The sequence below is a fragment of the Marinobacter iranensis genome, from assembly GCF_029207565.1.
Classification (GTDB): Bacteria; Pseudomonadota; Gammaproteobacteria; order Pseudomonadales; family Oleiphilaceae; genus Marinobacter; species Marinobacter iranensis.
The window spans coordinates 192,482-205,829 of record NZ_JANCMW010000005.1 but is presented as its reverse complement, the minus strand read 5'-3'; the positions used below and the strand labels follow the sequence as shown (position 1 = coordinate 205,829).

The following is a 13,348-nucleotide window of genomic DNA, read 5'->3' as shown; positions in this document are numbered from 1 at the left end:
TCCCTGCGGTGAAACGGGTTTAGCCGGCGGTACCCGGCCGGGCCGCGGCCAGTGCTTCCCTGGCGATCACGAGCTCTTCATTTGTGGGTATAACAAGGATGCGGAAGCGGCTGTCCGCTCCCTCGATATGGGCTTTGCTGATGCCGCCATGATGGTTGTTCAACTCGTTGTCGATTGAAAAGCCGAACAGGCCTAGATGCTTGACGACTTTTTTGCGCACGCGACTGCTGTTCTCGCCAATGCCGCCGGTAAACACCAGGGCATCAAGGTGTTTGAGTGATGCCATCATTGCGCCAATATAGCGGGCCAGGCGAAAGCAGAAAACGTCGATAGCCGTCTGTGACGGTTCGTGGCCGTGATCCGCCAATTCGGTCAGTGACCGCATGTCGTTGGTCTGTCCGGATAACCCGAGCAGCCCGCTTTCGTTGTTGAGCACCCGGTTGACTTCCTCCGCGCTCATGCCTTTGGTGGCGAGGAAGTCAACGAGGCCGGGATCCACGTCGCCGCTGCGGGTGCCCATCACCAGCCCTTCCAGGGGTGTCAGTCCCATGCTGGTGTCCACACTCCGGCCATCCCGGATAGCCGTGATGCTACAGCCGTTGCCGAGATGCGCCGAGATGATAGAGGTGGTTGCCGGTGTCTTTTCCAGAAGCCGGGCAGCTTCATGAGCCATGAACTGGTGGCTGGTGCCATGGAACCCGTAACGGCGGACACCCCAGTCCCAATAGAACTCAAGGGGCAGGGCGTAGAGATAGGCCGCTTCCGGAAGGGTTTGGTGAAATGCCGTATCGAAGACCGCTACCTGTGGAGTGTCAGGAAACAGCGCCTTGGTGGCGTTGATTCCGAGCAGGTTGACGGGGTTGTGTAACGGGGCCAGGCCAGCACAGTCGCGAATGGCAGACAACACGTCGTTGTTGATCAGTGCGGCTTCGCGAAAGGTTTCACCGCCATGAACCACGCGGTGGCCAATGGCAACGGGCGCCTCGTCCAGCAGGCCCTGGTCCTGAAGGGCGGAAACCAGGGCCCGAAAGGCGTCCTCGTGGTTCGCTTTGGAAGCCAGTTCAATGGGGCCGGAAGAACCTTTCAGCGAGGCGAAGGCGTCGCCTTTTCCAAGCCGTTCGGCAAGGCCGCTGGTCAGTTTTTTCAGTTGTGGGTCAAACAGGGCGACTTTCAGTGAGGAGCTGCCACAGTTTACGACCAGTATCGTTCCTTCCATGATGCATCCGTTCCTGCCAGTGGTGTCTCAACGGGCGCGATGGTTGGTCTTCAGCCACTCCTGGAAATCTTTCTCCGGCAGGGGTCTGCTGTAGAAGTATCCCTGCGAGTAGTCACAGCCTTCACGTTGGAGGAAGTGAGTCTGGGCATCTTCCTCGACACCTTCAGCAATGACCCGGAGGCCGAGGCTATGGGCCATGTTGATGATGGCTTTGACCAGGGAAGCGTCGTCCTGCTCCTTCATCACGTCCTGAACAAAGGATTTGTCAATTTTCAGGGTATCAAAGGGATAGCTCTTGAGGTAGCTGAGAGCAGAGTAACCGGTGCCGAAATCATCGACCGAGAGCCGAATGCCGGACTGGTCCAGTTGCCGGAGAATGTCGGCAGTTTCGATGGTGTTGTCCAGTATCAGGCGCTCGGTGATCTCCAATTCCAGTTGCTGGGGAGGCAACCCGCTGGATTCCAGCGCGTTCATGACGGTGTCGATAAAGCCAGGATCGCGGAACTGGCGGGGAGAAACGTTAACAGAGATTCCGATACCGGTTCCGGTGGTTTCTTTCCAGCGCATGGCGGCCATGCAGGCTTCCTGCAGAACCCACTCGCCAATCGGTGTGATAAGGCCGGTCTCCTCCGCCAAGGGTATGAATCGATCGGGCATGACCATTCCCAATCCAGGGTTGTTCCAACGCAGCAGGGCTTCGGCCGAGCACAACTGACCGGAATCCGTGCGAACAATCGGCTGGTAGTAGAGTTCGAACTCTTTCTGCTCCAGGGCTCGGCGCATCAATGATTCCATTTGCAGCCGTTCATGGGAGACTTCGGTCATTTCCGGTGCGAAATGGGCGTAGGCGCTCTTGCCCTTATGCTTGGCCTGGTACATGGCAGCGTCGGCATGTTGCAGCAGGTTACCGCTGTTGTCGGAATCATTGGGAAAGATGGAAATGCCGATGCTGGTGGTAACGAACACCTCCTGACCGTTGAGCAGGTAGGGTGGCGCAAAGGTTTTGAGGATACGCTCCGCCACCTGGGAGGTTGCCTCGGTGCCGGTCAGACCCGGAAGGATCACCAGGAACTCATCGCCGCCAAGCCTGGCAACAGTGCTTGTTCCCCGCAAACAGCTCGAGATCCTTCGTGCCGCCTCAATCAGCAGATTGTCGCCGGCGTCGTGACCAAGGGTATCATTGATGTGCTTGAAGTTATCCAGGTCGAGAAACATGACACCGACCAGGGAACTCTCACGCCGGGCCTGGGCAAGGGCAAGCTTGAGCCGATCCAGGGCTAGCATACGGTTGGGCAGGCCGGTAAGGATATCGTAATTTGCCTGTCTCAGTAGCTGTTGCTCGTAGCGTTTGCGGATACTGATGTCTTCACCAAGGATCAGGTAACCCGTGGCTTCGCCATTGGAGCTCTTGATGGGCGTGACGATCAATTGCTCCCAGAACCGCTCGCCGTTCTTGCGCACGCTGTTGATCTCACCCTGCCAGACCCCGACTCGCTGCACCTGCAGCCGGATCGACTGCCACAACTGGCGATTCTCCCGGTGGGCATGTGCGTCTTCGGACAATACGCCCGGGTGTTTGCCGACGATGGACGAGGCGTCATAGCCGGTGAGCTGGCTGAACTTCTGGTTGGCGAATTCGATGCGCCACTGACGGTCGCAGATCAAGACCGAGGACGGGCTCTGTTCAATGGCCTTGGAGAACTTGCGGATCTCCTGGGCATCGCGTTCCTGGCGCTCCAGGTCGTCATTGAGTCGTTCCCGCATCTGGTTGATGGCAACGGTTACCTGAGCCAGCTCATCATTGCGGTTCAACTGGCTGTCGGGCCGGTCCAGTTCCAGTGGTTTCGCCAGGTTGTTGAGGGAAAAGTTACGGGCATAGTTGGCCATGGTGGTCAGGTGTCGCGCCACGAAATGCTGGAAGATCCATATGATCAGGATTGAGACGAAGAATGTTTTCAGGAACTGGGTCGTCAGCACCACGACAACCTTCTGGCGCATGTCTGAATAGACTCGCCTCAAATCGGCTGTGATGGTTAGCTGGCCAAGGCGGAACATTTCGTCGCCCTGATGGGTCAGATCGAAGGTATGACTGGTTGTTTTTGCGTCCCGGGGGATTTCACCCATAACCAGTTCGGAGTCCGGTTCGATCTTCAGCCGAAGGTGGACAATATCCGGCAGGCTGAGTATGCCTTCAAGCTGGGTCTGGAGCAGCTTCTGGTCCAGCGCCCATAGGCTGCGGGCAAGACTGGAGGTATAGCCGGTTTCAACCACCAGCATGCGTCTGTCAATCTGGGACAGGTCCTTGCGGTAATCCGAGTAGATCTGGATGGCCGAGGAGATCAGTGTGAACAGGGAACTGAACAGCAGGATATACGCGAGCAGCCTGAAGGACAGGGGAGACCCGGTTCGAAATCGTTGCAGGCGAGTCAACAGTTTTTGCATGTCCTATACTTCGGCCACCCTGGGAGGTTTCAGTGAGAATGGTCAAACGGTGTTCTGAGGACTATAGCAGCAGTTTATTGGAAACGCCTCGCAAATGCAGGAAAAATCGAGAAAAATGTGCCGCGGTTCAGGATTTTAAAAGGGGTCGGGTATGGACAGAGGATTGACCTGGATCAACGTGTACGGTGACCGAAAAGTCAGAAGAACCTGTTCATATTGGGAGAAAGTACGGGAAATGAAGTTTGGAAGTTGGCGTCCCCTAGGGGGTTCGAACCCCTGTTGCCGCCGTGAAAGGGCGGAGTCCTAGGCCACTAGACGAAGGGGACGCATCGCTTCAAAACCTTGCCTCGTCGAGGTGGCGCGTATATTAAGTAAGGCGGTACGGGCTGTCAAACGGTTTTTTGAAAAAAATCCAAACTCTGGAGGGCGCCGGAGCCCCCCCCCTCATGGATTGTCCTCAGTACCTTACAGCATCGGCCAGGGCCGGGCTGAGGTCCGGGTACTGGAAGCGGAATCCCTCCGCCTCCAACCGTTCTGGTATGGCCATTTGCCCGGTAAGCAGCAACCGTGACATCTCCCCCATTGCCATTTTCAGTACAGGTGCCGGAGCCGGAAAAATTGCTGGCCGCCCGAGAACGCCGGCAAGGCACTTGGTGAACTGGCGGTTGGTGACCGGGTTGGGGCTCACCACATTGTAGGGGCCCTTGGCTGTTTCGGATTCCGCCATCCAGATCAGGGCCTCAACCACATCCTGGCGGTGAACCCAGGGCATGTACTGTTCGCCGCTGCCAAGCCGGCCGCCCAGTCCGAAACGAAAGGGTAGCAGCATGCGCTGGAGGAAGCCGCCACCCGGTCCGACGACAAGGCCGGTGCGCGACAGGCACACGCGAACACCGTCGGCTTCCAGGGCCAGGGCCTCTTGCTCCCAGTCACTGCACATATGGTGGGTGAATTCATCATGGGGGGGCGTCTGTTCGGTAACACGCTGGCTGCCCTGGTCGCCATAAAACCCCACCGCGGACCCGGAAACGAGCGCTTCCGGCTTTGATTCCCAACTTCTGATCACACTTGTCAGTGTATTGGTCAACTGAATACGGCTGTCCCTGAGTGCCTGTTTGCGGGTATCGGACCAGCGTTTATCCGCGATCCCTTCGCCGGCAAGGTTGATCACAATATCGAAGCCGGGATGGTTTCGCAGACGTTCGAGGTCACCCACGGCTTCGACGCGGCCGCAGAGGGCCTGGACGGTAACGGTGGGTTGCCGGCTGAGAACAGTCAGCGAATAACCTTTGCCGATCAGTTGCTGGCAAAGCGGCTGCCCTATAAAGCCGGTGCCTCCGGTGATCAGAATTCGTTTATCCATTGCCGTTCACTCCTGGATGGTTTGTTGCCATCCGTGTCTTGCCAACATTTCAATCCCTGCAGGGATTATCATGCTGGTTGCTTGTGGCCTTCAAGCTCGTGGATGACAACGTCGCGAATGGCGCTGCCCAACTCGGGGTTTTCCCCAATGGGTGATGCAAGGGTAATGGTGACATTATGCTCCGCCTGGAGCTCTTCAATCATCGCCGGAACGTCTTTTCGGAGGTGACGGCCAGCGGCGAGAAAGAGGGGGACCACGGTAAAATGCCTGATGCCTTCCCTGGTCCCTTCTCCAATGACGGTTTCAAGGGACGGCTCGGCCAGTTCCATGTAGGCGATGCGGGAGCCCTCGACCGATTCCAGCGTGGGGGTCGCCAGCTTCTCGAACGTCTGGCACCAGCGCTGGTCGCTGCTTCCGTGGGCAAGAAGGATGATTCTGGGTTCGCCGCTCATAGTGTCTCCTGGTGTGAACAAATGCCGGGTTATTGACGTAAAGTGTAGCAGCACCGGGCCTGGCACCGTGCTGTCTAATTACATTCAGGGTACCTATATGTTCGATTGGCAAGAGATTCTGGATTTCTGGTTTGGTGAACTCGATGAACATGGCCTGCCAGACAGTTTCCACCGCAATCGCTGGTTTCAGTCCACCCGTGCCTTTGACCAGGAAATCCGGCGCCGCTTCCTCTCGATGGTGTTGTTTGCCTCGGAAGACGGGTTACGGCACTGGCGTAAGATGCCGGGCGGGGTACTCGCGGAAATCATCCTGCTGGATCAGTTTACCCGCAATATCCACCGGGGCGGCGCACTGGCCTTCTCCAATGACAAGCTGGCGGTAAAGTTGTGCAAGGCAGCCATGCACAACGGGCAGGATATGCAGTTGCCGGCGGTACAGCGTGCCTTCCTCTATATGCCGCTGCAGCATTCCGAAAAGCTGGAGAATCAGGAACTGGGAGTGGAGTGTTACGAACAGCTGGCATCCGCTACGGGCGGCATTGCCGGAGACTTCATGGAGAGCTTTCTGCAATCCGCGAGGGATCACCGGGATATCATTCAACAGTTCGGCCGTTTCCCGCACCGGAACACCGCGCTGCGGCGTTCCTCTAGCCCGGAAGAAAAGACGTATCTGACCAATGGCAAACGGTTTGGCCAATAACGCCGGGCCAACATCGGTTAACTGAATCCATCGTCAGCAGTCGGAAGTGCCAAGCCCATCAAGGTTTCATGGCGCCTGATACGGCAGAATTTACAAATACTAACAATAAGTCAGACCTCCGCTGATTCGCTATCCGAACAACTTAAGGAGGCCGTCGAAACAAGGGAAGCCAGCCATGGCGCAGGTACATATACCGGAGACCCGGGAGCAGGGCGAGCTACCGGAGAACCGTCTGCTTCGTCAGTCCATTCGTTACAGGGGGCGCAAGACACTCAGGGCCAAGAGCGAAATAAGGCGCCTCGAAATCCTTGAGGCTACGCTCCGGATTGCCGCCCGGGACGGCCTTCGCGGCATCAAGCATCGGGCAGTCGCCCGGGAGGCGGATGTGCCACTGGCGGCCACGACCTATTATTTCCGCGATATCCACGAGCTGATCAGCGATTCCTTCATGCTTTTCGCCGAGAAAGCCCGGGATAACCTGGACGGGTTCTATGACACCATTAACCTGGTGTTGGACACCATTCCCACGGAAACCTTACGGCGGGGTGGCCCACAGCGGCGGGAACTGGCCGCGCGGCTTTCGGTGATATCCACGGCCTACCTGTATGAGCAGTTCACAAAGCGGCGGCAACAGGTGCTGGCAGAGCAGGTGTTTCTGATGGAGGCCTTGCGGGATGACCGCCTTGCGGGCCTGGCGAGGAGTTATCGCGAAGCCTGGACCGCAGGGCTGCGGCAGATCCTGGAGCGGCTGGATTCGCCGTCACCGGTCAGGGATGCGGCGCTGTTGGTGAATGTAACGCTGGGCATGGGATATGACACCCTGTTGAACGATCAGCGAGTGGATTATAATGCACTCTCCGAAACCGTTGGACGGGTGATTGGTCTGGCGCTGGGCGAACCGGAACCCGAACCTTCATGAAAATCCTGGTGAGAAAGCACAGAAAAATAGTTGACGAACAGGGACGAATCCGTAGAATACGCGTCCGTTGATCAAGCGGGAATAGCTCAGTTGGTAGAGCACAACCTTGCCAAGGTTGGGGTCGCGAGTTCGAATCTCGTTTCCCGCTCCAATATATCGTCAGCGAAGATTTATCCTTCCTCTTTATTTATCCCTCTTCTGCAGTACTGTTCATTCTCTGTCTCGCCACCCCTCTTCGCCAATCAGAGGGACAAACCTGACACCGCCGAGTTTTTCGGTCTCTGTTTCTTCTTCGCCGGTGCGGGTAACACGCAACAGTTGCTGATGCAGGCCAGCATCGACAGGAACGACCAGGCGGCCACCGATGACCAGTTGTCTGACGAGAGATTGTGGCATATCGGGTGCACCAGCTGTCACGACAATGGCGTCAAAGGGGGCGTGTTCCGGCCAGCCCAGGGTCCCATCGCCACAGAGAACGGAGACGTTGTCATAGCCTTGATTCGCAAGGCGTTCCTGCGACAGGTTTGCCAACACCCGGTGTCGTTCAACCGTATAAACCTTTTCCACAATCCTTGAGAGAACGGCTGCCGCGTAGCCGGAGCCGGTTCCAATCTCCAGCACGGTATCGTCCGGCTCAAGCTGCATCGCCTCGGTCATCAGGGCTACGACGTAAGGTTGGGAGATGGTCTGTCCTTCTTCTATCTGCAAAGGACGGTCATCGTAGGCAAATTCCGCCTGATCACTGCCAACAAACGCCTCCCGAGGTACGGTCATCATGGCGTCCAGAACCCGATGGTCCCTGATCCCCCTTTGTTTCAGAGTGACGAGGAATGCCTGTTTGTCTTCGCGTAGATGGTGATCTCTGGTCATGTTGCCTCCTCTACAGCGTTAACCCTACAGCCTTAGCCCACAATTCTCGGGTATACTCCCTGATCCCTTAATCGTATTTAACCACGCTCCGGGAGCCCCCATGCAAGTGCATTCATTGTATGTCTATCCGGTCAAATCCCTGGCCGGAATCCAGGTTTCCTCGTTCCAGATGGACGATTTCGGCCCGGTTGGTGACCGGCGCTGGATGATCGTTGATTCCGAGCGGGAGTTCGTGACCCAACGCAGCAACCCGGAACTCGCAACGGTTCGAACCCGCATGGAAGCGGGACAGGTCTTTGTTGATATTCCCGGGGAGGGTGAGTTTTTGCTGGAGCCGGGCACAGATGAATGTCGGGTCAGGGTCTGGCGTGACTGGGCGAAGGCGGTTTATGGAGCCCCGGGCGCGTCCGATGCGTTGTCCCGTTATTGCGGCCAGGCCTTCCGTTTCGTCTACATGCCCGACGAAACCTTTCGCCGCGTTGATGCGAGCCGGGTTACCGAGTATCGTCGTGTCAGTTTTGCCGATGGCTTTCCATTCCTGATTACCAATCTTGCGTCCCTGGAAGAGCTGAATTCACGCCTGGACAATGCGGTGGACATGCGACGTTTTCGCCCGAACATTGTCGTCGACGGCGCCGCCCCCTGGGAGGAGGATGCCTGGGCCTCGCTGGTCATCGGCGACACGGGTTTCAGCGTGGTGAAGCCCTGTTCCCGCTGTGTCGTGACAACCGTGGATCCAGACCGAGGTGCCAAGTCAGGCGATTTGCAGCCTTTAAGGGAGCTCGGGACCTACCGGAGAACGCCGGATGGTGTGATTTTCGGAATGAATGCCATTCATGAAGCGGCCGGGGAAATCCGAGTGGGAAGCCCGGTCAATTTTGCAACAACGGAGAATCAGTAACGTGCCATTGTTAACGCTGGATGCCGTATCCCTTGCATTTGGCATGCAGCCATTGCTGGACCAGGCATCCATGACCATTGAGGCCGGTGAACGTGTGTGCCTCCTTGGCAGAAACGGGGAGGGCAAGTCCACCCTGCTGAAAATCGTCAGTGGTGAGGTAACACCTGATGGCGGCATCGTTCGCATGGACGATGGTGCCATCCTGTCCGTACTGCCCCAGAACCTGCCGGTGAATGATACCCGTACCGCCTACGAGGCTGTGTCCGGAGCATTCCCGGAAACCGGTGACTTGCTGGCGGAGTTCCATCAATTATCACAAACGGCGGACGAAGACAGCCTCGACAGACTGATGAAAGTACAGGAGCGCCTGGAAGCCCTGGATGGCTGGCGGCTGGACCAGAAGGTCGGTGCCATCCTTGCCCAGTACGGTATCGACCCGGACCAGTGCCTGAACACGCTTTCCGGGGGGTGGCAGCGACGTGTCCTGCTGGCCCGCGCCCTGGTCACCGAGCCGGACATATTGCTGCTCGACGAGCCCACCAACCACCTGGATGTACCCGCTATCGCCTGGTTGGAAGAAGCCCTTGGCCAGTTTCGTGGTGCAATCCTGTTCGTCAGTCACGACCGGGCGTTTATCCGCCGGATGGCGACACGGATTGTGGAGCTGGATCGTGGGCACCTGGTCAGCTTTGCCGCCACCTACGACCGCTACCTGGACCTGAAGGAAAAGGCGCTGGAAGAGGAAGAGCGCCAGAACGCGCTGTTCGATAAGCGGCTGAAGCAGGAAGAAGCGTGGATACGCCAGGGTATCAAGGCGAGAAGAACGCGGAATATGGGCCGGGTGAGGGCGCTCAAGGCCATGCGTGAAGAGCGTCGTCAGCGGCGTGAGCGTGGCGGAACCGCGAGCTTCTCGGTGGAGGATGCGGCGCGTTCCGGAAAGCTGGTTGTGGAGGCCACTGATGCCGGCTTCGCATACCCCGACGGCACCCCGGTTATCCGTGACATGAACATGACGGTTCTGAGAGGGGACAAGATCGGCCTGGTGGGCGAAAACGGCACGGGAAAGACTACTCTTGTCAGGCTTATGCTGGGGGATCTCAAGCCCACCGATGGGCGGATTCGGCTTGGCACCAACCTGCAGGTTGCCTACTTTGACCAACTCCGTGGGGAACTCGACCTTGAACGCAATGCGTTGGATAACCTGTCAGAGGGCAGGGAATTCATCGAGATCAACGGTCAGAGCAAGCATGTGCTGGGCTATTTGCAGGAATTTCTGTTCAGTCCGGAACGTGCGCGCTCGCCCGTGCGTGTATTCTCTGGCGGTGAGCGTGCGCGTTTGCTTCTTGCCAAGCTCTTCAGCAAACCGGCCAATATCCTGGTTCTGGATGAGCCAACCAACGATCTGGACGTAGAAACCCTTGAGTTGCTGGAATCCCGTCTGGTGGAGTTTGCCGGTACTGTGATTGTGATCAGTCACGACCGGGAATTCCTGGACAACGTAGCCACCGACACGGTATTTCTCGACGGATCGGGCAGGGTTGCAGAATTCGTGGGTGGATACACCGACTGGCGCAGGCAGGGTGGCCGATTCCCTTCAGAGGGGATGAACAGGAAAGTTACGAAGCCCCCGAAGAACGAAAAACCTGCCCCGGCGAAAGAGCATGAGGCGCCTGCCGCCGCTGAATCCACAAAAACAAAACCCGTAAAACTCAGCTACAAAGTCAAGCTTGAACTGGAACAACTTCCGGGCCAGATTGAAGAGCTGGAGGCCGAACTGGAGAATCTGCAAAAGCAGATTTCCGATCCGGACTTCTACTCCGGACCGGCCGAAGAGGTTTCCGCTACCCTGGCGGAGCTGGGGGAAAAGGAGGCCCGTCTTGAGAAGGTCATCGAGCGTTGGATGGAGCTGGAAGAACAGGCGAATCAATGAACGTAACGTATCACTTCAGGTTTGAAGACCATCGCTCCGAGGTCTTCAAAGTAACGGACCGGCCGGCCGAGGCAAAGGGCAATCTTCCGGCATGGACGAAATTGGAGCACTGCCAGTGCTCCAACTGCCCGCTCAAGGTAGCTGAGTCTCCGCGATGCCCCGCCGCTGTAGAAATACTGCCGGTGGTGAATGCCTTCCAGGCTGAGGATGCCTACCAGAAGGTGGATGTGGAGGTAACGGATGATCGCCGTAGCTATTCCAAATCCACCACACTGGAGGAAGCCCTGAGATCACTTCTGGGCCTGAAAATGGCAACCAGTGGATGCCCGGTACTTTCCGAGTTGAAACCCATGGCGGTTCATCACCTGCCGTTTGCCAGCAATGATGAATTCATTATGAGAAGCGTTTCCCACTACCTGCTGCAACAGTACCTGGCGAAACGCAATCATCAGGAGCCTGACTGGGATCTGACAGGGCTTGTTGAAAGGAACCAGCGGCTGCAGTTGGTTAACCAGGCCCTGTGGCAACGGATTCACTCGGTATGCAAGGGCGACAGCAACCTGAAGGCATTATTGAATTTTTTCTCAATGGCCTCCAGCGTGAGTTTTTCCCTGGAAAGCCAGTTGCGCAAGCTGGAAGCCAAAATGAAGGGCGATGGCGCCCTCTGAGGCGCCACCGTGAATCGTCTGGTTATTGGATGCGAACAGCAAGAACGTCGCATACGGTGCCGTGCAACACACCGTTGGCGGTTGACCCCAGAAGCAGCTGGAACCCCTTGCGACCGTGGCTTCCCACAATAACCAGATCCACTCCCTGCTCCTCTGACAAGCGATGGATCTCGGATTCCGGGCGTCCGACGGTAACCACCTGGTTTTCCTTGGCGACACCGTACTTTTCGCCATACCCGGCCAGCTGCTCCTTGGCGGCCTTATCCAGTTGGTCCTGCAGTTCCGTGAGGTCCATGGGAATATCCCCCCCATAAGCATAGCCAACTGGCTCGACAACGTGTACGAGCATCAGTTCCGCGCCATGGGCCTTGCCGACTTCCACCGCCTTGTTGAGAACCTGTGGGGCTTCTTCAGTCAGATCTATTGCCACCAGTACTTTTTTGTAGATTGACATCGCATCGCTCCTTAGCGGATGAGGTCAGAATCGTGACTCGCTCAGAAACCACTCTACCTGAAAAGTGTAAACCAATACTGACAGGTATCAAAAACAGCGTAAAAAGGCGATGGCAGGGGATGGCCGGGGCGAGAGATGCTCCGGCCAGAAGGATCGTCACGGGGTTTCGCGTAGCAGGCCAATAGTGGTCTCCAGGCTCTTGAGAATGCCTTTGGAGTAACGGTCGATCACAAACGCGACGTTGTTGTCGTTATAGTTGATGTAGGAACTGCGGATAAATTGCCATTTTGAGGTCAGGTCATCCAGGGCGGCTTCTAACTGGCCCTGGGCATTGCCATCGGTAACCCGGGATAGCAGGGTATCGAACAGGCGTGCCTGCTCATCCAGCGGGATGTCGTTGGAGGAGCCCTGGAAGGTCTGCGCCACCGAGGAATGGGTGCGGGCAGAGTACTTGGCCATCATCTGCGCCATCGTGACAGCAGCCGAACGCGCGGCTTCAACCCGCGGGCTGGTTGCGGTTTCACTGCTTTCCTCGGCAACGGCGTACATTTCCGTGGCGACCTGGTTCATCATCAGGGCCTGGTTTGCCATGTCGGATACCAGGCGAAGATCGGGATAGCCAGTGTTGCGCACATCGTTGATGTTGCTGCGCATCAGGTCCTTGAACTTGTCGAACTCCACGTTCAGGCTTTCAACCTGTTCTTCCGACAAGACGCCTTCGGTGCTGTCCGTAACCGAGTTCATGGATTCGTTGGCCGCGTTGATACTGGCGACAATCTCGTTGAGGGTCTCGGTGTCGCCGCTTGCACTGAAACGGTAATAGGCATCCAGCGCCATGTAATTGCTGACGCGGAAGTTGTGAAGGTCCGACAGAAAACCATCGCCTTCCTGGGCGCGGACGGTAAAGGAGGCAATCAGTAACAGGGCAAGCGCTGTTACCAGGGAGCGTACCCGCAAGCGAGCGTCTTTCATCGGATGGGTCTCCGTTAAGGCTGTTTTATTATTGTGGACTAAAGTCTTAGGCTGAAGGTAAAGTAACTGCGCCGACCAATCAAGCGGTTTTAAGGGGTGTGGCGGGAGCAAATGTAAACAAATTTAAAATTTACATGATAAACCTCCTGTTTTGCATCAAAAACCTTTACTACCTACTTGATAAATAACAATTCCATTCGCCTCCTGATGCCGTTCGGCTGTCCATTCGGGGGCCGGTCGGGTTGATTCTTCCAGAAACAAATTGACAAACGAGCCGTTTTTTTTCATCGTGTCACCCCAAGATTCAAACGACTGTATGAATTTTTGGATCGGTTGATCGGGCTAGTGACCGGAAAAAGTAACCGAAAATAGTGACCGAAATATTGCTGCATCAGTGGTCGCCTGGCGAAGCGCTTGTGCGGCTGTTTTAGCAGTTTCAAACACAGACTGGAGATCAGTTG

General features: G+C 56.7%; 12 protein-coding genes and 2 tRNA genes. 6 read left to right on the top strand and 8 right to left on the bottom strand.

The features are described 5' to 3' along the window. Window positions 1-19: 19 nt before the first annotated feature. The 5 genes from NLU14_RS10395 to NLU14_RS10375 form a co-directional block, all read right to left on the bottom strand. Complete coding sequence (locus tag NLU14_RS10395; RefSeq protein WP_275706170.1) at window positions 20-1,216, bottom strand: acetate/propionate family kinase; 1,197 nt, start codon at window positions 1,214-1,216, stop codon at window positions 20-22. 27 nt (window positions 1,217-1,243) lie between these two features. After that, the gene (locus NLU14_RS10390; RefSeq protein ID WP_275706168.1) at window positions 1,244-3,658 is read right to left on the bottom strand and encodes a bifunctional diguanylate cyclase/phosphodiesterase; all 2,415 of its coding nucleotides are present in this window, start codon (window positions 3,656-3,658) and stop codon (window positions 1,244-1,246) included. Between the two features lie 250 nt (window positions 3,659-3,908). Further along, window positions 3,909-3,984, bottom strand: a tRNA-Glu gene (locus NLU14_RS10385). Window positions 3,985-4,115: 131 nt separating this feature from the next. After that, entirely contained in the window at window positions 4,116-5,021 is a 906-nt protein-coding gene (locus NLU14_RS10380) for a TIGR01777 family oxidoreductase (RefSeq protein ID WP_275706167.1), read from the bottom strand. A gap of 68 nt (window positions 5,022-5,089) precedes the next feature. Then, window positions 5,090-5,473: a sirohydrochlorin chelatase gene (locus tag NLU14_RS10375; RefSeq protein WP_275706166.1), complete on the bottom strand. Its 384-nt coding sequence runs from the start codon at window positions 5,471-5,473 to the stop codon at window positions 5,090-5,092. A 97-nt stretch (window positions 5,474-5,570) separates the two neighbouring features. Between NLU14_RS10375 and NLU14_RS10370 the strand changes: the two genes are divergently transcribed. From NLU14_RS10370 to NLU14_RS10360, 3 genes are all read left to right on the top strand, one after another. Then, window positions 5,571-6,173, top strand: coding sequence for a DUF924 family protein (locus tag NLU14_RS10370; protein ID WP_275706165.1), 603 nt, complete (start codon window positions 5,571-5,573; stop codon window positions 6,171-6,173). Between the two features lie 175 nt (window positions 6,174-6,348). Beyond that, entirely contained in the window at window positions 6,349-7,092 is a 744-nt protein-coding gene (locus NLU14_RS10365) for a TetR/AcrR family transcriptional regulator (protein WP_275706164.1), read from the top strand. Between the two features lie 75 nt (window positions 7,093-7,167). Then, window positions 7,168-7,243, top strand: a tRNA-Gly gene (locus NLU14_RS10360). 59 nt (window positions 7,244-7,302) lie between these two features. Here the strand turns inward: NLU14_RS10360 and NLU14_RS10355 are convergent. Then, a complete protein-coding gene (locus NLU14_RS10355; RefSeq protein WP_275706163.1) occupies window positions 7,303-7,962 on the bottom strand; it encodes a protein-L-isoaspartate(D-aspartate) O-methyltransferase in 660 nt (219 codons plus the stop codon). A 100-nt stretch (window positions 7,963-8,062) separates the two neighbouring features. On the opposite strand from NLU14_RS10355, the gene NLU14_RS10350 reads away from it, so the two are divergent. From NLU14_RS10350 to NLU14_RS10340, 3 genes are read left to right on the top strand one after another with little or no spacing between them, the layout of a single operon-like run. Next, window positions 8,063-8,863, top strand: coding sequence for an MOSC domain-containing protein (locus NLU14_RS10350; RefSeq protein WP_275706161.1), 801 nt, complete (start codon window positions 8,063-8,065; stop codon window positions 8,861-8,863). 1 nt (window position 8,864) lies between these two features. Then, window positions 8,865-10,793: an ATP-binding cassette domain-containing protein gene (locus NLU14_RS10345; protein ID WP_275706160.1), complete on the top strand. Its 1,929-nt coding sequence runs from the start codon at window positions 8,865-8,867 to the stop codon at window positions 10,791-10,793. Next, window positions 10,790-11,461: a DUF6901 family protein gene (locus tag NLU14_RS10340; RefSeq protein WP_275706159.1), complete on the top strand. Its 672-nt coding sequence runs from the start codon at window positions 10,790-10,792 to the stop codon at window positions 11,459-11,461. The genes NLU14_RS10345 and NLU14_RS10340 overlap by 4 nt, the downstream gene beginning before the upstream one ends. Before the next feature lie 22 nt (window positions 11,462-11,483). On the opposite strand, the gene NLU14_RS10335 is transcribed toward NLU14_RS10340, so the two are convergent. Together NLU14_RS10335 and NLU14_RS10330 are read right to left on the bottom strand one after the other, a co-directional pair. Next, window positions 11,484-11,915, bottom strand: coding sequence for a universal stress protein (locus tag NLU14_RS10335; RefSeq protein ID WP_275706158.1), 432 nt, complete (start codon window positions 11,913-11,915; stop codon window positions 11,484-11,486). A gap of 156 nt (window positions 11,916-12,071) precedes the next feature. Next, complete coding sequence (locus NLU14_RS10330) at window positions 12,072-12,887, bottom strand: hypothetical protein (RefSeq protein WP_275706157.1); 816 nt, start codon at window positions 12,885-12,887, stop codon at window positions 12,072-12,074. Between the last annotated feature and the right edge of the window lie 461 nt (window positions 12,888-13,348).

Bases quoted from the DNA above. Each gene is read 5' to 3' on its own strand.
- NLU14_RS10395 (WP_275706170.1), bottom strand. From the start codon at position 1,216: ATGGAAGGAACGATACTGGTCGTAAACTGTGGCAGCTCCTCACTGAAA.
- NLU14_RS10390 (WP_275706168.1), bottom strand. From the start codon at position 3,658: ATGCAAAAACTGTTGACTCGCCTGCAACGATTTCGAACCGGGTCTCCC.
- NLU14_RS10380 (WP_275706167.1), bottom strand. From the start codon at position 5,021: ATGGATAAACGAATTCTGATCACCGGAGGCACCGGCTTTATAGGGCAG.
- NLU14_RS10375 (WP_275706166.1), bottom strand. From the start codon at position 5,473: ATGAGCGGCGAACCCAGAATCATCCTTCTTGCCCACGGAAGCAGCGAC.
- NLU14_RS10370 (WP_275706165.1), top strand. From the start codon at position 5,571: ATGTTCGATTGGCAAGAGATTCTGGATTTCTGGTTTGGTGAACTCGAT.
- NLU14_RS10365 (WP_275706164.1), top strand. From the start codon at position 6,349: ATGGCGCAGGTACATATACCGGAGACCCGGGAGCAGGGCGAGCTACCG.
- NLU14_RS10355 (WP_275706163.1), bottom strand. From the start codon at position 7,962: ATGACCAGAGATCACCATCTACGCGAAGACAAACAGGCATTCCTCGTC.
- NLU14_RS10350 (WP_275706161.1), top strand. From the start codon at position 8,063: ATGCAAGTGCATTCATTGTATGTCTATCCGGTCAAATCCCTGGCCGGA.
- NLU14_RS10340 (WP_275706159.1), top strand. From the start codon at position 10,790: ATGAACGTAACGTATCACTTCAGGTTTGAAGACCATCGCTCCGAGGTC.
- NLU14_RS10335 (WP_275706158.1), bottom strand. From the start codon at position 11,915: ATGTCAATCTACAAAAAAGTACTGGTGGCAATAGATCTGACTGAAGAA.
- NLU14_RS10330 (WP_275706157.1), bottom strand. From the start codon at position 12,887: ATGAAAGACGCTCGCTTGCGGGTACGCTCCCTGGTAACAGCGCTTGCC.